16 protein-coding genes and 1 pseudogene are annotated in these 17,166 nt (G+C 72.8%); 9 read left to right on the top strand and 8 right to left on the bottom strand.

Annotated features, from left to right (window positions below; translation table 11 throughout):
* Nucleotide 1: 1 nt before the first annotated feature.
* Nucleotides 2-148, top strand: coding sequence for an SCO1431 family membrane protein (locus tag QRN89_RS05225; RefSeq protein ID WP_290348174.1), 147 nt, complete (start codon nucleotides 2-4; stop codon nucleotides 146-148).
* Between the two features lie 65 nt (nucleotides 149-213).
* Here QRN89_RS05225 and QRN89_RS05220 read toward each other — a convergent pair.
* A pseudogene (locus tag QRN89_RS05220) lies at nucleotides 214-398 on the bottom strand (glycosyl hydrolase family 18 protein); the annotation flags it as partial.
* Between the two features lie 269 nt (nucleotides 399-667).
* Between QRN89_RS05220 and QRN89_RS05215 the strand changes: the two are divergent.
* A complete protein-coding gene (locus QRN89_RS05215; RefSeq protein ID WP_290348173.1) occupies nucleotides 668-1,840 on the top strand; it encodes an acyl-CoA dehydrogenase family protein in 1,173 nt (390 codons plus the stop codon).
* A 526-nt stretch (nucleotides 1,841-2,366) separates the two neighbouring features.
* Here the strand turns inward: QRN89_RS05215 and QRN89_RS05205 are convergent.
* Nucleotides 2,367-2,771, bottom strand: a complete 405-nt coding sequence (locus QRN89_RS05205) for a hypothetical protein (RefSeq protein WP_290348172.1) — start codon at nucleotides 2,769-2,771, stop codon at nucleotides 2,367-2,369.
* Between the two features lie 204 nt (nucleotides 2,772-2,975).
* Between QRN89_RS05205 and QRN89_RS05200 the strand changes: the two genes are divergently transcribed.
* From QRN89_RS05200 to fxsA, 4 genes are all read left to right on the top strand, one after another.
* Nucleotides 2,976-3,416 (top strand): Lrp/AsnC family transcriptional regulator, encoded by a 441-nt coding sequence (locus tag QRN89_RS05200; protein ID WP_290348171.1) that lies wholly within the window; start codon nucleotides 2,976-2,978, stop codon nucleotides 3,414-3,416.
* Nucleotides 3,417-3,425: 9 nt separating this feature from the next.
* Nucleotides 3,426-5,048, top strand: coding sequence for an amidohydrolase (locus QRN89_RS05195; RefSeq protein WP_290348170.1), 1,623 nt, complete (start codon nucleotides 3,426-3,428; stop codon nucleotides 5,046-5,048).
* Between the two features lie 533 nt (nucleotides 5,049-5,581).
* Nucleotides 5,582-6,349, top strand: a complete 768-nt coding sequence (locus tag QRN89_RS05190; RefSeq protein WP_290348169.1) for a polyprenol monophosphomannose synthase — start codon at nucleotides 5,582-5,584, stop codon at nucleotides 6,347-6,349.
* A 168-nt stretch (nucleotides 6,350-6,517) separates the two neighbouring features.
* On the top strand, nucleotides 6,518-7,099 hold the full coding sequence (gene fxsA, locus QRN89_RS05185) for an FxsA family membrane protein (protein ID WP_290348168.1): 582 nt from the start codon (nucleotides 6,518-6,520) through the stop codon (nucleotides 7,097-7,099).
* 341 nt (nucleotides 7,100-7,440) lie between these two features.
* Here the strand turns inward: fxsA and QRN89_RS05180 are convergent, their stop codons facing one another.
* The 4 genes from QRN89_RS05180 to yczE form a co-directional block, all read right to left on the bottom strand.
* Nucleotides 7,441-7,815, bottom strand: a complete 375-nt coding sequence (locus QRN89_RS05180) for an RNA polymerase-binding protein RbpA (protein ID WP_003959706.1) — start codon at nucleotides 7,813-7,815, stop codon at nucleotides 7,441-7,443.
* A gap of 268 nt (nucleotides 7,816-8,083) precedes the next feature.
* Nucleotides 8,084-9,448, bottom strand: coding sequence for an MFS transporter (locus QRN89_RS05175; protein WP_290348167.1), 1,365 nt, complete (start codon nucleotides 9,446-9,448; stop codon nucleotides 8,084-8,086).
* A gap of 44 nt (nucleotides 9,449-9,492) precedes the next feature.
* Nucleotides 9,493-10,266: a glycerophosphodiester phosphodiesterase family protein gene (locus QRN89_RS05170; RefSeq protein ID WP_290348166.1), complete on the bottom strand. Its 774-nt coding sequence runs from the start codon at nucleotides 10,264-10,266 to the stop codon at nucleotides 9,493-9,495.
* The gene (yczE, locus tag QRN89_RS05165) at nucleotides 10,263-10,931 is read right to left on the bottom strand and encodes a membrane protein YczE (protein ID WP_290348165.1); all 669 of its coding nucleotides are present in this window, start codon (nucleotides 10,929-10,931) and stop codon (nucleotides 10,263-10,265) included. The genes QRN89_RS05170 and yczE overlap by 4 nt, the downstream gene beginning before the upstream one ends.
* Before the next feature lie 101 nt (nucleotides 10,932-11,032).
* Here yczE and QRN89_RS05160 point away from each other — a divergent pair, with 101 nt between their 5' ends.
* The gene (locus QRN89_RS05160; RefSeq protein ID WP_290348164.1) at nucleotides 11,033-12,532 is read left to right on the top strand and encodes an SCO1417 family PLP biosynthesis transcription factor; all 1,500 of its coding nucleotides are present in this window, start codon (nucleotides 11,033-11,035) and stop codon (nucleotides 12,530-12,532) included.
* Nucleotides 12,533-12,667: 135 nt separating this feature from the next.
* Here QRN89_RS05160 and QRN89_RS05155 read toward each other — a convergent pair whose 3' ends face one another.
* Nucleotides 12,668-14,389 (bottom strand): hypothetical protein, encoded by a 1,722-nt coding sequence (locus tag QRN89_RS05155; RefSeq protein ID WP_290348163.1) that lies wholly within the window; start codon nucleotides 14,387-14,389, stop codon nucleotides 12,668-12,670.
* A 45-nt stretch (nucleotides 14,390-14,434) separates the two neighbouring features.
* Nucleotides 14,435-14,629 carry a hypothetical protein gene (locus tag QRN89_RS05150; RefSeq protein WP_093658158.1) on the bottom strand — a complete coding sequence of 65 codons (195 nt, stop codon included), beginning with the start codon at nucleotides 14,627-14,629 and terminating at the stop codon, nucleotides 14,435-14,437.
* A gap of 378 nt (nucleotides 14,630-15,007) precedes the next feature.
* Between QRN89_RS05150 and QRN89_RS05145 the strand changes: the two genes are divergently transcribed.
* Together QRN89_RS05145 and QRN89_RS05140 are read left to right on the top strand one after the other, a co-directional pair.
* Nucleotides 15,008-15,400, top strand: coding sequence for an ankyrin repeat domain-containing protein (locus tag QRN89_RS05145; RefSeq protein WP_290348162.1), 393 nt, complete (start codon nucleotides 15,008-15,010; stop codon nucleotides 15,398-15,400).
* A gap of 218 nt (nucleotides 15,401-15,618) precedes the next feature.
* Nucleotides 15,619-17,037 carry a HEAT repeat domain-containing protein gene (locus QRN89_RS05140; protein WP_290348161.1) on the top strand — a complete coding sequence of 473 codons (1,419 nt, stop codon included), beginning with the start codon at nucleotides 15,619-15,621 and terminating at the stop codon, nucleotides 17,035-17,037.
* Nucleotides 17,038-17,166: the final 129 nt, after the last annotated feature.

Genomic DNA, 17,166 nt, shown 5'->3' with positions numbered 1-17,166 from the left:
CATGACCACGACCACCGCCACCGCCACCGTCGCCCGTGCGCGCACCGGAGGCCCCAAGGACGACGGCCCCAAGATCGTCGAGCAGATCATGGGCTGGGTCCTCGTGGTCGTCATCGCGATGCTGGTCACCCGGGCCGGGCTCCTCTGAACGGCCCGTACACACCTATGAGGGGCGGGGAGCCGGTCCGACTCCCCGCCCCCTGCGTTCCCCGGTCAGCCGATCGGCCTGATCAGCTCGCCGTCCGCCGTGTCACCGCTCAGGTCCCAGAAGAACGTGCCTCCGAGGCCCTGCTGGTTCTTGTACGCCGCCTTCCCGGCGATCTTGGCGGGGTGTCGTAGCTCCACCACTGGTTGCCGCAGTGGGCGAACGCCGTGCCCGCGACGGTGCTGTTCGCGGGCATCCGGCCATGTGCTGCCGAACACAGGAGGACTAGACCAGTTGGTCAATGGTTCGGACCACCTTCGAGGAGTGCGGGAAGCGGCCGCGGGCGTGATTTCCGCCCGTGACGGACGCCGTCCGATGGGGCATACTCAAGCCGCCACAGCCGCTGGTCAGCCACTTCCGTGATCCGGGAGGGCAGCATCGGCGCACCAGTGACATCCGGCGGCGCCGCCCAACCCTTCGCGCGCGACCGCCGCAGCGCCCGACAGGGAGGAGAGCGCCGCCATGCCCGACCGCGCCCCGCAGCCGGTGGACCGGACACTGCCCACCGAGGAGGCCAGGGATCTGATCGCCCTGGTCCGTGAGATCGTCCAGCGGGAGATCGCTCCACGCGCGGCCGAGGAGGAGGAAGCGGGCCGCTTCCCGCGCGAACTGTTCTCCCTGCTCTCCGAGTCGGGACTGCTCGGCCTTCCCTACGACTCCGAGTACGGCGGCGGCGACCAGCCGTACGAGGTCTACCTCCAGGTCCTCGAGGAACTGGCCGCGGCCCGCCTCACCGTGGGGCTGGGCGTCAGCGTCCACTCGCTCGCCTGCCACGCCCTCGCCAACTACGGGACCAAGGAACAGCGCGGCGAGTACCTCGCCGCGATGCTCGGCGGCGGACTGCTCGGCGCGTACTGCCTCTCCGAGCCGTCGTCCGGCTCGGACGCGGCCTCCCTGCGCACGAAGGCCGAGCGCGACGGCGACGACTGGGTCATCACCGGAACCAAGGCGTGGATCACCCACGGCGGTGTGGCCGACTTCTACACCGTGCTGGCCCGTTCCGGCGGCGAGGGCGCCCGTGGCATCTCGGCGTTCCTCGTGCCGGGCGACGCCGAGGGGCTGAGCGCGGCCGCGCCCGAGAAGAAGATGGGCATGAAGGGCTCGCCCACCGCCCAGCTGCACTTCGACGGCGTACGCGTCCCCGACGCCCGCCGGATCGGCGACGAGGGGCAGGGCTTCGCGATCGCCCTGTCCGCGCTCGACTCGGGTCGCCTCGGCATCGCGGCCTGCGCGATCGGCGTGGCCCAGGCCGCCCTCGACGAGTCCCTCGACTACGCCACCGGCAGGAGGCAGTTCGGCCGCCCGATCGCCGACTTCCAGGGCCTGCGGTTCATGCTCGCGGACATGGCCACGAAGGTCGAGGCGGGGCGCGCGCTGTACCTCGCCGCCGCGCGGCTGCGCGACCGGGGTCTGCCGTTCTCGAAGGAGGCGGCGATGGCCAAGCTGTTCTGCACGGACACGGCGATGCAGGTCGCCACGGATGCCGTGCAGATCCTCGGCGGCTACGGCTACACCGCGGACTTCCCGGTGGAGCGGCTGATGCGCGAGGCGAAGGTGCTGCAGATCGTGGAGGGCACCAACCAGATCCAGCGGATGGTCATCGCCCGTCACCTCGCTGGGCCAGAGTCCCGCTGACCCAGCCGGTCCGCCCGGTCCACACCGGGGCCGCCGTGAGCCGGTTCCACTCCTGGTCACGGCGGCCCGGCAGGGTACGTCCCGCACTGGCCCAGCGATGCAGCAGATCGCGGTAGATCGGCGGATCGGGCGTATGCGGAACCGATTCTTCTTGACGTGACGTCATCAGCCGGCGGCGGCCCTGGCCGCCCTTGGGGTGCTCCGCGGTCATGCCCGTCCAAACGGCGTCCGGCCGCGCGGGGTCACCCCCGATGCCATTCGAGCACCGGTTCGCCCTGTCACCGGGGCGTGCCGGTGGGCCCGGCCCTCGGTGCGCGCTCCGGCGCCCCGAGGCGCCCGCAGGGGTCGGCGCGGGGATGAGCGCACGAAAGGCGATGCGCGGTGGAACGCGGTACTGGCCTCCGGGCATGACGTGCCGTCACATGTCCTGCGGGCAGCAGGAGATGCGGCTGGACCGGAAGGGGAGGTCCCGCACCGCGAACGGCCGTGCCGTCCTGGTGCGGGGGAAGGCGTCGGAGCCGACGGCTCAGGCGGCCCGCCGCATCGGGGGCACCCTGAAGGGCCGCGAGCCCGGGCCGCCGACGTGCGAGAAGGGCTGCGTCCGCCAGTCCAGCCCCTGAGGGAGCGTCAACAGCAGGGCCGTGTCCTGCTCCTGGACCTCGAGCGTGTCGTCGGCGGGGCGGGCGTCCGCCGCGGCACGGCCCGTCCCGGCGCAGACCGCGAGCACGAACGGGTTCCACGGCGTCGGGCACAGGGCGTGCTCCGGGAGCACGTGCTCGTCCGCGAGCAGCGCGATCGGCTGCGCGCAGTCCGGGCAGACGACCCGGTACATCTCAAAGGTGTCGTAGGAGTCGAACTCGTCGTCCTCGTGAGGTGCGACGGAATCGACAGGCTCCGGTTCGTGACGTCCGGTGCGCTTCACACTCTGCATGGAGAATCTCCCCCTCGGGTGGGCCGACCAGGCACTTGCGGCCTCGACCACAGCAAGCACTTCCCTTCCGGCCCCCGGGGTAACCGCGCGGCCCCGGCGGACACGGCCCCATGGCTGTGGCGTTCGTCACATGCCCGCCGCTGGTGCCCTCCCGGAGGGCGGCCGACTGTGCCGGACGGCACCCGGGGCAATAGGTTGACCTGCATGGAGGAGCTGGATCGTCAGATCGTCGAGTTGCTCGTCAAGGACGGGCGCATGAGCTACACCGATCTGGGCAAGGCCACGGGCCTGTCCACCTCGGCGGTGCACCAGCGCGTGCGTCGGCTCGAGCAGCGGGGCGTCATCCGGGGGTACGCCGCCGTCGTCGACCCGGAGGAGGTCGGGCTGCCCCTCACCGCGTTCATCTCGGTGAAGCCCTTCGACCCCAGTGCCCCCGACGACATCGCCGAGCGGCTGGCGGGCGTGCCCGAGATCGAGGCCTGCCACAGCGTCGCCGGCGAGGAGAACTACATCCTCAAGGTCCGGGTGGGCACCCCGCTGGAGCTGGAGGAACTGCTCGGCCAGATCCGCTCGCTCGCCGGCGTCTCCACCCGCACGACGGTGGTCCTCTCCACCCCGTACGAGGCACGGCCGCCGCGAATCTAGGCTGTTCCCATGAGTGAGAGCGCGACCCAGGCCGAACACCGCACCGTGCTGCTGCGCGGCGGAGAAGTCCACAGCCCCGCCGACCCCTTCGCCACCGCCATGGTCGTCGAACGTGGGCACATCGCCTGGGTGGGCTCCGAGGGGGCCGCGGACGCCTTCGCCTCGGGGGTGGACGAGGTGGTCGACCTCGAGGGCGCCCTGGTCACCCCGGCCTTCGTGGACGCGCACGTCCACACCACGGCGACGGGCCTCGCGCTCACCGGACTCGACCTCTCGACCGCCGCCTCGCTCGCCGAGGCGGCGGAACGCATCCGGGCGTACGCCGACGCCCGGCCCGCCGACCGCGTCCTCATCGGACACGGCTGGGACGCCTCGCGCTGGCCCGAGCGGCGGCCGCTCGGCAGGGAAGAGCTGGACCGGCTCACCGGAGGCCGCCCGCTGTACCTCACCCGGATCGACGTCCACTCCGCGCTCGTCACGACCGCGATGCTCGACCTCGTGCCCGCGGTGCGCGGCATGGACGGCTTCCGCGACGGCGAGCCGCTCACCGGCGAGGCGCACCACGCCGTGCGGTCCGCCGCCCACGCCACGGTCTCCCCGGAGCAGCGGGCAGAGGCCCAGCGCGCCGCGCTGCGGCACGCCGCGTCCCTCGGTATCGGCACCGTCCACGAGTGCGGCGGCCCCGACATCTCCTCCGAGGACGACTTCACGGGGCTGCTCAAGACGGCGGCCGACGAGCCGGGGCCCCGGGTCGTGGGGTACTGGGCCGACACGGACGTGGAGCGGGCCCGCGGTCTCGGGGCGGCCGGAGCCGCCGGAGACCTCTTCGCCGACGGCTCGCTCGGCTCCCACACCGCCTGCCTGCACGAACCGTACGCCGACGCCCCGCACACCGGTGTCGCCCACCTCGACGCCGCCGCCGTCGCCGCGCACGTCACCGCGTGCACCGAGGCCGGGCTCCAGGCCGGCTTCCACGCCATCGGCGACCGGGCGATCGCCCATGTCGTGGAGGGCGTGAGGGCCGCGGCGAGCGCCCTCGGGCTCGCCAGGATCCGAGCCGCCCGCCACCGGGTCGAGCACGCGGAGATGCTCACCCCCGAGACGGTCGCCGCGTTCGCCGAGCTCGGTCTGACCGCCTCGGTGCAGCCCGCCTTCGACGCGGCCTGGGGCGGCGACGCCGGGATGTACGCGCAGCGCCTCGGCGTCGAACGGGCCCGCACCCTCAACCCGTACGCCGCCCTGCTGCGAGCCGGCGTCCCGCTCGCCTTCGGCTCGGACAGCCCGGTCACCCCGGTCGACCCGTGGGGCACCGTCAGGGCCGCCGCCTTCCACCGCACGCCCGAGCACCGGATCTCGGTACGCGCCGCGTTCACCGCCCACACCCGCGGTGGCTGGCGTGCCGTGGGACGCGACGACGCGGGCACGCTGGTGCCCGGAGCCCCCGCCGACTACGCGGTCTGGCGCACCGGTGACCTCGTGGTCCAGGCGCCGGACGACCGGGTCGCCCGCTGGTCCACCGACCCCCGTTCCGGCACGCCCGGCCTGCCCGATCTCACCCCCGGGAACCCGCTCCCCGAGTGCCTGCGGACCGTGGTCTTCGGACAAACGGTCTACGTACGGCCGGGCGAGTGACATCGGGGCGATTCCTGCCGGCTTCCGCCGCCGTGCGGGTTCCTCCACGACCTGCGGATCTTCGTCGCTGACCAGCCGGATCGGTCAATCGCCGCAGATCGCACGACTGTTGACAGAGTGCGCCCGTCGGCCGGTAGGTTCGGCCGGGTCCACCACAGGACGTCCGACCGGCCGGCCTCCACGCAGTCGTCGAACGCCGCTGGGCCAGGGGGTGGAGCGCCGCACCGGCACTCCACCACTGGGAGCCAGGTCCAGCGCCCGCGCCTCGGGGCGAGGGAAGGGCACGGCCGGTGGGGGTCCCCCCTGCTCCGCAGGAGCTCGGGGGAAGGTGCGACCCGGGTGGGGCCCGGCGTTCAGTAGACAACGGCTCTCGGTCGACCCGCAGCCAGCGGTTCCCAGGCCGGCCCGAAGGACGCCGGGCCCGACCCTTCGGCCCGCCGGGCCCGGGCCCGCGGCCCCGCTACCGTGCCGTCATCGCTCCGCCTGCGGCGCTCGCTATGGTGGGTGCCTGCGTACGGACGTGAAGGGGCAGCATGAACGACGGCGGTCAGAGGCGATACGGCCCGCTCGGCAGAGCCTTGGTGATCATTCCGACCTACAACGAGGCGGAGAACATCGAGCCGATCGTCTCCCGGGTGCGTGCCGCCGTGCCGGAGGCGGACGTCCTGGTCGCCGACGACAACAGCCCCGACGGTACGGGGAAGATCGCCGACGAGCTTTCGGCCGAGGACGGCCAGGTCCACGTTCTGCACCGCAAGGGCAAGGAGGGCCTCGGGGCCGCCTATCTCGCGGGATTCCGCTGGGGTATCGACAACGGCTACGGCGTCCTGGTCGAGATGGACGCCGACGGCTCCCACCAGCCGGAGGAACTGCCCCGGCTCCTCACCGCGCTCAAGGGTGCCGACCTCGTGCTCGGCTCCCGGTGGGTGCCCGGCGGGCGCGTCGTGAACTGGCCCAGGTCACGTGAGTTCCTCTCGCGCGGCGGCAGCACCTACTCGCGACTGCTGCTCGGTGTGCCGATCCGCGATGTCACCGGCGGCTTCCGCGCCTTCCGCAAGGAGACGCTCGAAGGGCTGGGGCTGGACGGCGTCGCGTCCCAGGGCTACTGCTTCCAGGTGGACCTCGCCCGGCGGGCCGTGGAGGCCGGTTTCCACGTGGTCGAGGTGCCGATCACCTTCGTGGAGCGCGAGCTGGGCGACTCCAAGATGAGCCGCGACATCGTCGTCGAGGCGCTGTGGCGGGTCACCGCCTGGGGCGTCGGCGCCCGGGCCGGCAGGATCATCGGGCGCAAGCCGTTCTGAGACCGGCCGGATCCGCGATCCGGTCCTCGACCCGAAAGGCCGGACCGGCCCAGGGCGGACCGCGCTCCGGGACCGGCTCGTGCTCCGTCCCGACGCGTCGTCCCCTCCCGGCCGGGCCCCCGACCAGCCTTTACGCCACTCCTGCCGCTGCCCAGGCACACTGGGAGCATGACGACCGGCGCAACGACACCGACCGCCCCGAAGCGCTCACGCGCCCGCACCCTCGTTCCCCTCGGCATCGCCGCCTGGCTGGTGCTGGAGATCTGGCTGCTGACCGTCGTGGCCGGAGCCGCGGGCGGGCTGACCGTCTTCGCGCTGCTCGTGGCAGGCGGTGTGCTCGGTGCCGTGGTGATCAAGCGGGCCGGCCGTCGCGCCTTCCGCAATCTGTCGGAGACCATTCAGCGGCAGCAGTCGGGCACCGCGGACACGGCCGGCACCGAGGACCCACGGAGCACCGGGAACGGTTTCCTGATGCTGGGCGGACTGCTCCTCATGCTGCCGGGCCTCGTCTCGGACGCCGCGGGTCTGCTGCTGCTCGTGCCCGCGGTCCGTACGGCCCTGGGCCGGAGGACGGAGCGCTCACTGGACCGCCGAATGCGGCAGGCGAGCCCCGGTTCCCTCGGTGACGCCTTCCAGCAGGCCCGCATTCACCGTCCGGACGGAAAGATCGTGCAGGGTGAGGTCATCCGGGAGGACGCGCCCACGCGGCCCCGCCCAGAGCCGGGTCCGCGTCCGCCGCTGACTTCCTGAACCGAGGGCGCGCCACCGCGCGCCGCAGGGACCGGCCTTCGTCGCGCCGGCCTCCTGACCCCTGAACCGAGGGCGCGCCACCGTACGTCGCACCGAAGAGGCCCCGGGGGCCGGGTACCGCCGGGCGGACCGCGCTCGTGCGGCACCCGGCACCGGGCGCTCGCCCGGCTCTCCCCTTGCGGGCCTGCGTACGCGCCGGCCGGAGGGACGCAGCGCGGGAGCACGCGGACGACCCGGAGCGCACCGTTCGGGAGCACGCAGACGAAGGAGCCGCGGGCTGCCGCACACACATGGTGTGCGGCAGCCCGCGGCTCCTTCGTCTGCGCGAGTCGGTGGTGCGCTTACGCGGACTTGCGGCTGTCGCGCGGGTGCACCGCGATGTTCATGGCCCCGGAGCGGAGGACGGCCAGCCGCTCGGCCAGCACCTCCTCGAGCTCCTCACGCGTGCGCCGTTCCATGAGCATGTCCCAGTGCGTACGCGCGGGCTTCCCCTTCTTCTCCTCGGGGCCGTCCCCGTCCACCAGGAGTGCCTGGGCGCCGCACGCCTTGCACTCCCACTCCGGCGGAATCTCCGCCTCGACCGAGAACGGCATCTCGAAACGATGTCCGTTCTGGCATGCGTACTCCACCGCCTGGCGCGGGGCCAGATCGATGCCGCGGTCGGTCTCGTAGCTGGTCACCACGAGGCGCGTGCCGCGAAGAGCTCGCTCACTCATGAATCGTGCCTCCCGGGCTTGTCGCCCACAGGACAGGTGTCGCTGTCGTCGTCATCCGGTCAACGTCCGGTCGGCGGTAAAGATTCCCGTTGCCGGTCATGCGTCGTCGCCCGTCGTGCCGCTGCTTTTCCAGGGTTTGGGTACCCACCAGTGCCCGGTTTGTCACATCTGGCAGAAAGTGTCACCCAGCGTTTGGAGCTTTTCAGCGCGCAGTAACGGTCCGCCTGGCAGGCCAAAGGCGTACACTACCGGCCCTTCGCTTCAACGTCTAAATCCGCTCCGGTACCGGGTTCCCCGCCGCTGCCACCGCACGCCTCACCGGCACGCGCGCCAGGAGCACGAATCCCAGTGCGAAGAAGATCACCAGAGAGATGATGGCATCCCGGTAGCTTCCCGTCAGCTGGAACGTCAGACCGAACACCAGCGGTCCCAGCCAGCTCAGTCCCCGGTCGCTCATCTCGTAGGCCGAGAAGTACTCCGCCTCCTTCCCGCGCGGGACGAGGTGGGAGAAGAGCGAACGCGACAGCGCCTGGCTGCCGCCCAGCACCAGACCGATCGCGGCGGCCAGTGCGTAGAACCACACCGGCGTCCGGGCCGGGAGGAAGTACCCGGCCGCCAGGATCAGCGTCCACACCGCGAGCGAGGCGAGGATCGTGCGCTTGGCCCCGTAGGAGCGGGCCAGTCGGCCCATGCCCAGCGCCCCGGCCACCGCCAGCACCTGCACGAGCAGGACCGCCGTGATCAACGTGGTCTGGTCGAGGCCCAGCTCCTCGGAGCCGTACACCGACGCCTGTGAGATCACCGTCTGCACGCCGTCGTTGTAGACGAGGTACGCGAGCAGGAAGGACAGCGTCAGCGGATGGCGGCGCATGTCCTTGAGGGTCGCGACCAGCTGCCGCCAGCCCGCTCCGACCGTGCCCTCGCCAGGAGCGACGCCGTCCGCGGCGGTCCTCCGGTCCCGCAGCCGCCGCAGCGGCACGAGCGCGAAGGCGCCCCACCACACCCCGGCCGACGCCAGGCAGATGCGGACCGCCTCCGACTCGGACAGGCCGAAGGACGCGTGACCGGTGTACAGCACCAGGTTCAGTACGAGGACCAGCGCCCCCGAGGTGTAGCCGAAGGCCCAGCCCCGCGAGGAGACCGTGTCCCGCTCCTCCGGCCCGGCGATCTGGGGCAGGAACGCGTTGTAGAGGACCATCGAGACCGAGAGCGAGGCGTTGGCGACGATCAGCAGGAACGCGCCCAGCAGATAGCGGTCCCCGTCGAGGAAGAACATGCCCGCCGTCGCCGTCGCCCCCAGGTACGCGGCGACGGCCAGGAGCGGCTTCTTGCGGCCCGTGCGGTCGGCGACGGCTCCCACCATCGGCATCAGCAGCACCGCCACCACCACCGAGACGGACACCGCGTACGGGAACACGGAACCGGCGCGCACCGGGATGCCCAGCGGGTGGACGAACCCGTCCGGGTCCGCCGCGGACTTCGCGACCGCGGTGAGATAGGGGCCGAGGAAGACCGTCAGGACGCTCGTCGAATAGACGGAGCACGCGAAGTCGTAGAAGTACCAGCCGCGCTGCTCGCGCCGGCGCTCGGCGCCGTCCGCCCCGGCGGTCCCGTCCACGGTGTCAGCGGCCACGCCCGCCCCCCCCTCACTCGTCCCCGCGGGGAGACGCCCGACGCTCAGACCCAGACCCCCCGGTCGGTCATCACCGTACGCAGCATCTCCAGATGATCGGTCATGATGCCATCCACTCCCAGATCCAGGAGAGCGGCCGTACGAACCGGATCGTTCACCGTCCACACGTGCACCTGGAGCCCGCGGGCGTGGGCCTCGTGGACGAATCGGTGGTCCACCACACGCACCCGGCCCTGCGACTCCGGCACCTGGGCGCACACCGCGCCGTTGCGCATCGCCGCGGGGATCCCGAGCGACCGCAGCCGCAGCCCGAGCACCCCGCGCACACCGTACGAGGTCGCGAGCCTCGGGCCGGCGAGCCGGTGCGCGCGCGAGACCCGGCTCTCCGAGAACGAGCCGACGCAGACCCGGTCCCAGGCGTTCGTCCGCCGCACGAGGGCGACCAGCGGCTCCAGCGCGCCCGCCGCCTTGATGTCCACGTTCCAGCGGGCCTCCGGGAACTCCTCCAGCAGGTCCTCGAACAGCGGGAGGGGTTCCTTCCCGGCCACCCGGGCCCGTGCCACCTCGCTCCACGGCAGCCGGTCGATACGGCCGCGGGCGTCGGTCACACGGTCCAGGGTCGGGTCGTGGAACGCGACGAGCCTGCCGTCCGCGGTGGTGTGCACGTCCGTCTCGAAGTAGCGGTAGCCGAGGGCGGCCGCGCGCCGGAACGCCGCCGCCGTGTTCTCCAGGCCGTCGGCCGTACCGCCGCGGTGGGCGAACGGTATGGGGCCGGGGTGGTCGAGATAGGGGTGCCGGGGGCGCGCTGCGGAAGTCACGAACGCAGTATCGCTCGTGCGGGTGACGATCCGGCGACGACCGTGCTTCCTCCGTCGGCAGCCGGGATGGCGAACACGCGCAGGAACAGCTGCGCCAGCGGGCCGATGGACAGCGCGTAGACGACCGTGCCCGCCCCCACCGTGCCGCCGAGCAGGAATCCGGTCGCCACGACCGCGACCTCGATCGCCGTGCGGACCAGCCGGACGGAACGTCCCGTCAGCCGGTGCAGCCCCGTCATCAGACCGTCGCGCGGGCCGGGGCCGAAACGGGCCGAGATGTAGAGGCCGGTGGCCACCCCGTTGAGGACGATCCCGGCCGCCAGCACCGGGATCCGCACGGCCAGGTCGTGGGCGTCCGGTACGACGGCGAGGGTGCCGTCCATCGCGATGCCGACGACGAAGACGTTGGACACGGTGCCGAGTCCGGGCTTCTGGCGGATCGGTATCCACAGCAGCAGCACGACGGCCCCGACGGCGATCGAGACGACGCCGATGGTGAGGCCCGTCCGCTCCGCCAGCCCCTGGTGCAGCACGCCCCAGGGCTCGAGGCCCAGACCCGCGCGGACCAGGAGCGCGGAACTCGCCCCGTACAGCGCCAGGCCGATGTAGAGCTGCAGCAGTCTGCGGGGCAGATGCCTGCCCCGCAGACCGGTCGCGATGGACACGATTCTGCCCCCCGGTGGTGGAAGTGGACTGATGCATGACACTCTGTGGCGGGAAGAGAGATGCCAACCATGGCCAATCCGAGGAAGGTGGACTGACTTCCATGGTTCAGTGGACTTCGGCCGTGGGGGCGCCGGCGCTGGCCCGGCAACTGCAGGCACAGCAGCCGCGTCCGGCGGGGCCCGGCACGCGCAAGCCGCCCGCCTACCGCGCCCTCGCCGACGGTATCCGGCTGCTCGTCCTGGAGGGGCGGGTCCCGGTCGCCGCCCGGCTGCCGGCCGAGCGCGAGCTCGCGCTGGCCCTGGCCGTCAGCCGTACGACCGTCGCGGCCGCCTACGAAGCACTGCGGACCGAGGGCTTCCTGGAGTCCCGCAGGGGGGCGGGCAGCTGGACCGCCGTGCCCGCGGGCAATCCGCTGCCGGCACGCGGTCTCGAACCGCTGCCCCCGGAGTCCCTCGGCTCGATGATCGACCTCGGGTGCGCGGCGCTGCCGGCCCCCGAACCCTGGCTGACCCGGAGCATCCAGGGGGCGCTGGAGGAACTCCCGCCGTACGCGCACACCCACGGCGACTACCCGGCGGGTCTGCCCACGCTGCGCCGGATGCTCGCCGAGCGGTACACCCAGCGCGGCATCCCGACGATGCCCGAACAGATCATGGTGACCACCGGTGCCATGGGTGCCATCGACGCGATCTGCCACCTCTTCGCGGGCCGGGGGGAGCGCATCGCCGTCGAGTCGCCCTCCTACGCCAACATCCTCCAGCTGATGCGCGAGGCCGGTGCCCGGCTGGTGCCCGTCGCCATGGCCGAGGGGCTGACCGGCTGGGACCTGCCCCGCTGGCGGCAGGTGCTGCGCGACGCAGCCCCCCGGCTCGCCTATGTCGTCGCCGACTTCCACAACCCCACCGGGGCGCTCGCCGACGAGGACCAGCGGCGGCAGCTCGTCGACGCGGCCCGGTCCGCGGGCACGGTGCTCGTCGTGGACGAGACGATGTCCGAACTGTGCCTCGACGAGGGCACGGACATGCCCCGTCCCGTCTGCGCCTTCGACCCGGCGGGCTCGACGGTCCTGACGGTCGGCTCGGCGAGCAAGGCCTTCTGGGCGGGCATGCGGATCGGCTGGGTCCGGGCCGCGCCGGACGTGATCCGCTCCCTCGTCGCCGCACGTGCCTACGCCGACCTGGGCACCCCGGTGCTGGAGCAGCTGGGGGTCAGCTGGCTGATGGGGACCGGCGGCTGGGACGAGGCGGTGGCCCTGCGACGTGAGCAGGCCCGACGGAACCGGGACGAGATGGTGACGGCGCTGCGTCGCGAACTGCCGGACTGGGAGTTCGAGGTCCCGCACGGCGGTCTGACGCTGTGGGTCCGCGCGGGCGGCCTGTCCGGATCCCGCCTCGCTGAGGTCGGCGAACGCGTGGGCGTGCGCGTCCCCTCCGGGCCCCGCTTCGGTGTGGACGGCGCCTTCGAGGGGTACGTCCGGCTGCCGTTCACCGTGGGCGGTCCGGTCGCGGAGGAGGCGGCGTCCCGGCTGGCGGCGGCGGCGCGGCTGGTGAAGACGGGCGTGACCACGGGCACGGAGGCCCCGAGGACGTTCGTGGCGTGAGGCGGCGCCCGGTGGGCCGGTTCGAGGACCCGCCCGGCCGGCTGTCGGGCCGGGCGGGTCCGACAGCCGAGGGCCTGTGGTCCGGTCCGGGGACCGGGCGGGACGGACGGGGAGTCGAAGTCGGACCGCGGCCGTTCAGCCCTCCGCCGGCACCGGTGCCGAGGCGGTTCGGAGGGGCGCACCCGCCGTCGGTTCCGGGACGGGCCTGGTGAGCGGTTCGCCCGCCGCGCCGGCCGGGACCTCCTCTCGCGGCACGGTGAGAACCGTGTCGGCCGGGGCCGCCGAAACGGGCACCTGCTCCGTTCGCGGTTCCTCGGCCTGCCGGTCGTCCGGCACGCCCGCCTCCCCGGTGTTCTGCCGCTGCGGGAGCAGATCCAGCACGGCCTGGCGGTGCGCTTCGCTCGCCGCCTCGTCGTACGGGTCGGGCGTCGAGGGCACCTGGAGCCTGAGCACCGCCCCCGTCCCCATCCGGGCGTAGCCCCGGCCGGGCGGCACGTCGGCGGTGGGGGTCGTGTGCGGGGGAGCGCCGAGCACGCTCTTCACCTGCTCCGGCGTGGCCGGGCCGAGCACGAGCCGGGCCCGCGTGTGCGTGCGCACCGTCTCGTTCAGGAACTCGAGGCTGTCGAACTGGTCGGCGACGACCACGGTCACGTGCGCCGCCCGGCCGTGCCGGAGCGGGACCTGCAGGAGTTGCTGGGGGTCGGGCCTGCCGTCGGCGGCCGCCAGATGACTGAGGACACTGGGCCTGTCCACGAGGATGAACAGCGGGCGCCGGGCGTCCTCGGGCGCGGGCTGACCCGCCTGCCGGGCCCGGTTGGCGGCGATGAGGCGGCGCTCCGTCTCATGGGCCGCCCACTCCAGGCCGGCCAGGGCCCCGGCGAGGCCGCACTCGACGGCGAGCACGCCGTCACGGCCGGTCAGACAGGCGTACTCGCCCGTGCCGCTGCCCTCCACGATCAGCACGTCCCCGTACGGCAGCGCCTGCAGGGCGATCGAGCGCACCAGGGACGTCGTACCCGTACCGGGGTGGCCGACGGCCAGCAGATGGGGCTCCGTCGAGCGCGGTCCGGTCCGCCACACCACGGGCGGGGCGTCCCTCGTCGCGTCGCCGTCGCGGACGGGCACGGTCCGCTGGACGGAGTCCGGGTCGGTGAAGCCGAGCACCAGTTCGCCGGGCGTGGTCACGAAGCGCTGGGCGGCGATGGTGGTCGGGAGCGGGGGCAGGACGCTCATCAGCAGCTGATTGGCCTCCTCCTCCCAGGCGAACAGGTACTCGCGGCCGCGGCCCGACTTGGCGTGGAGCAACTGCTCGATCCGGGCGCGTGCCTCGGCCTCGCCGTCCGGGAAGTACGCCGGGTACTTCACCCGCAGCCGGGTCAGCCGCCCGTCCCCGTCGAACTCGGGGTCGCTGAACGCCTTCGTCCACTCGCCGCCGTGGGCGAACAGCGGACTGGGATCCTCGGGGACGGAGAAGTACGGCACGAGGGCGTCGTGGAGCGCCTGGAGCCGTGCGACCTGCGACTCGTCGGGGCCGGTGCGCACCGGCGTGCGCTCCCGCCCCTTCCAGGCCGCCACCCCCATCAGCCCGATCAGCCCGAGCAGCGGCCCGTACGGCGCGAGCGCGACCGCCAGGACGCAGACCGCCGCCAGGAACAGCGAGGGACCACGCCGGTCCTTGGGCGTGTCGGCCCACTTGCGCAGTCCGGCGGCGGCCAGCAGCCGTAGTCCGCGGCTGATCGTGATGAGCGGATGGAGGACGTCGGTGGCGTTGTCGGCGGCCGTCCGCGCGAGCTCACGGCTGCGGGCGATCCTGTCGTTGCCGCTGATCGTCATGCGGGGGAGTGGTCGCCGGGCCACGTCGTTCTCCTGCTCCTCGAGTCGGGGGAGGGGGGTACGGGGAGGTCAGAACTTGATCCCGCCCAGGAGGCTGGCCAGGCTCGCTCCTCCTGCGGTGATGCTCGGGGCGATGGCCGTGCCCGCGAGGTAGAAGCCGAAGAGTGCGGAGACCAGCGCGTGCGAGGCCTTCAGCCCGTCCTTCTTGAAGAACAGGAAGACGATGATGCCCAGCAGCACGACGCCTGAGATGGACAGAATCATGAGCGGTTCTCCTGGTTGAGGGGACAGTCACCATGAGTCCTTCCATCCTCACAGAAGGTATCTATACGACAAAAGGTGCATTCGGGTGAAAGATCTGTCTTTTCACTGGATCGGCGGACGAGGGATCGTTGTCGAACGGGTGTCGATCTTCGCGTTGCGCTGCGCGTGGTCCCTGCGGGGCGGCGCCGAGTGATCTTCAGCATGTGTCGCGGGGACGTCCACCCGGGTACGCGGAGTGATCTTCCCCGCGGGGCGCAGTACCCTGTCGGTTCGCTCGTGCGGCGCCGCCCCGCCGTACGAAGCGGCAGGTCAAGCCCCTGTGGGGTCCGGTAGGCGCCGGGCACCCCGTCGTCAGCGCAGTGAAAGGCGGTCCTTCGGATGAGTGAAGCCCCGGATCCCGAGGTGGTCGAGCTGGCGTCCAAGGTCTTCGACATGGCGCGCCGGGGAGACACCGAGGTGCTCGCCGCCTACGTCGACGCCGGTGTCCCGGCGAACCTCACCAACGACAAGGGCGACTCGCTCGTCATGCTGGCCGCCTACCACGGCCACGCCGGCGCCGTGACGGCGCTCCTGGCCCGTGGCGCCGACGCGGACCGCGTCAACGACCGCGGCCAGACCCCCCTCGCAGGAGCCGTCTTCAAGGGGGAGGACGAGGTGGTCCGGGCCCTGCTCGACGGCGGAGCCGATCCGGAAGCGGGAACTCCGTCCGCGGTGGATACCGCGCGGATGTTTGGGAAGACAGACCTCCTGGAGCTGTTCGGCGCCCGGTGAACGGGAGTTGAACGCCGGGAGGAACAGTCGCCCTAAATGTGGTCGCGGCGACGAAATCGCTGGGTCATCATGACGTCGGGCCCGCATGGGACCACCGACGAGAGGCAGAGGAAATGGTTTGCACCAAGCGGAAGACGACGGGCAGCCGATCATGTTGCCGCGCGGCCTAGGCGAACACACCCCCGGTTGCGTCGACAGCTTGATGTGAGGCACTTTCCATGTTCGAACCAGTCATAGCGCCGAGCGGCACGCTCCTCGGCCTGCTGCAGAGGGGACGTGGCGACGGCACGCTGCACGCGCTCGCCGCGCCGCGCGCCGAAGCCCTCGCGGCCCTCAACCAGTGCGTGCTCAACGACCCCCGCCACGACTGGCAGGTGGAGAACCGGTCCCTCTACTACGCCCGCCTCTTCCTGGACCTGGGCGGCGGTCTCGAGCGGATCGAGGCCCACCTCTTCGGTGCCGAGGACCACCTGGACACCGACGACGCCCGGACCGGGCTCGCGCTGTCGGTCCTGGGGCACCTGGCCTCGTACGGACGTGACGACGCCCTCGTGCTGCTCCGCAGGTACGCGGCGACCGGCACCAACTGGGCCTGGGCCCTCGACGAGCTCGCCCTGCGCGACGACGACTCCGGCCTCCGCTCACTCGCGGGAGCCGTGCTGGGCCGTTTCCCGGCCACCCCGGAGGGCGACGCGGAGCTGGCCGAGGCCGTACGCGACGCCTTCGAGCCGAGGCCGTGGCGGCTCTGGGCCGAGGACCGCCGGGAGTCGGTCGGCGCCCGGGTGCGCGCCGCCCGGGAACGAGGCTCCTTCGACCGCTGGCAGCGCCAGATGCGGCCCACGGGACCACGCCCCGGCTGGAGCGTCCAGTCCGTCTTCGACTGGGCCCAGCAGGCACTGGAGCGCGGCACCGCCCTGCACGTGCCCGCGGCGCGCTGTCTCGGAGCCGTCGCCGGTCCCGACGACCGGCCACTGATCGTCGAGGCGGCGCGCAGCGGACCCGACGGCGCACGCTGCGCCGCCCTGCACTACCTGGCGGAAGCGCGAGATCCCGCCGTCCTCGATCTCGTCGAGGCCGCGGCCGCCGACCCGTCCCGCACCGTCGCCGACGCCGCCGTCGCCGCGTTCGAGCGGATGTGCGGCGAGGCCGCCGTCGACCGGGCGCGCGGCTGGATCCACCGCCCCGACGCGCTCGGCGCCTCGGCCGCGGGCGTCCTCGCCTGCCGGGGCGGCGCCCAGGACAGCGAGCTCGTCCTCGGCGCACTCCGCGAGACCGTCCGGGCCGACGGACCCGACGCCCCTCTGCTGTGGGCGCTGGTCGACGGCACCGGCCGACTGGGCATCGGCTGCGCGGCACCCGTGCTGCGCCACGTCTACCGCGAGACCACCTCGTCCCAGCTGCGCGGCCGTACGGCCCGCGCCCTGGCCGCCACCGATCCCTCCTTCGGGACCGGCTTCGCCGTCGAATGCCTGTGGGACTGCGAGGAGACCACGCGAGAGGTCGCCGCACTGCACGCCGAGACCGGGGACGCACGCGTCGCCGAACGCCTCCGCCGGCTCGCCGCCGACCCGGCCGAGGAGGCCGAGGTCCAGACGGCCGTCCGCAGCCGCATCGCGCCGGAGGCCCCGCCGCTCTGATCCGGCTCCCCGGGTGCCTTCCGTCCGGCGGGCACCCGGGAACGCCCGGCTCGGGCCGCCCGCGCGGCTCAGTGACCGGCGGGTCGGTCGCCGAGCCGCTGCCGGGCGGGGCGGCGTCCGGGGCGCAGG

The sequence above is a fragment of the Streptomyces sp. HUAS CB01 genome, assembly GCF_030406905.1.
Lineage (GTDB): Bacteria > Actinomycetota > Actinomycetes > Streptomycetales > Streptomycetaceae > Streptomyces > Streptomyces chengbuensis.
This window is presented reverse-complemented; position numbering and strand designations above follow the sequence as displayed.

Bases quoted from the DNA above. Each gene is read 5' to 3' on its own strand.
- QRN89_RS05225 (WP_290348174.1), top strand. From the start codon at position 2: ATGACCACGACCACCGCCACCGCCACCGTCGCCCGTGCGCGCACCGGA.
- QRN89_RS05215 (WP_290348173.1), top strand. From the start codon at position 668: ATGCCCGACCGCGCCCCGCAGCCGGTGGACCGGACACTGCCCACCGAG.
- QRN89_RS05205 (WP_290348172.1), bottom strand. From the start codon at position 2,771: ATGCAGAGTGTGAAGCGCACCGGACGTCACGAACCGGAGCCTGTCGAT.
- QRN89_RS05200 (WP_290348171.1), top strand. From the start codon at position 2,976: ATGGAGGAGCTGGATCGTCAGATCGTCGAGTTGCTCGTCAAGGACGGG.
- QRN89_RS05195 (WP_290348170.1), top strand. From the start codon at position 3,426: ATGAGTGAGAGCGCGACCCAGGCCGAACACCGCACCGTGCTGCTGCGC.
- QRN89_RS05190 (WP_290348169.1), top strand. From the start codon at position 5,582: ATGAACGACGGCGGTCAGAGGCGATACGGCCCGCTCGGCAGAGCCTTG.
- fxsA (WP_290348168.1), top strand. From the start codon at position 6,518: ATGACGACCGGCGCAACGACACCGACCGCCCCGAAGCGCTCACGCGCC.
- QRN89_RS05180 (WP_003959706.1), bottom strand. From the start codon at position 7,815: ATGAGTGAGCGAGCTCTTCGCGGCACGCGCCTCGTGGTGACCAGCTAC.
- QRN89_RS05160 (WP_290348164.1), top strand. From the start codon at position 11,033: ATGGTTCAGTGGACTTCGGCCGTGGGGGCGCCGGCGCTGGCCCGGCAA.
- QRN89_RS05150 (WP_093658158.1), bottom strand. From the start codon at position 14,629: ATGATTCTGTCCATCTCAGGCGTCGTGCTGCTGGGCATCATCGTCTTC.
- QRN89_RS05145 (WP_290348162.1), top strand. From the start codon at position 15,008: ATGAGTGAAGCCCCGGATCCCGAGGTGGTCGAGCTGGCGTCCAAGGTC.
- QRN89_RS05140 (WP_290348161.1), top strand. From the start codon at position 15,619: ATGTTCGAACCAGTCATAGCGCCGAGCGGCACGCTCCTCGGCCTGCTG.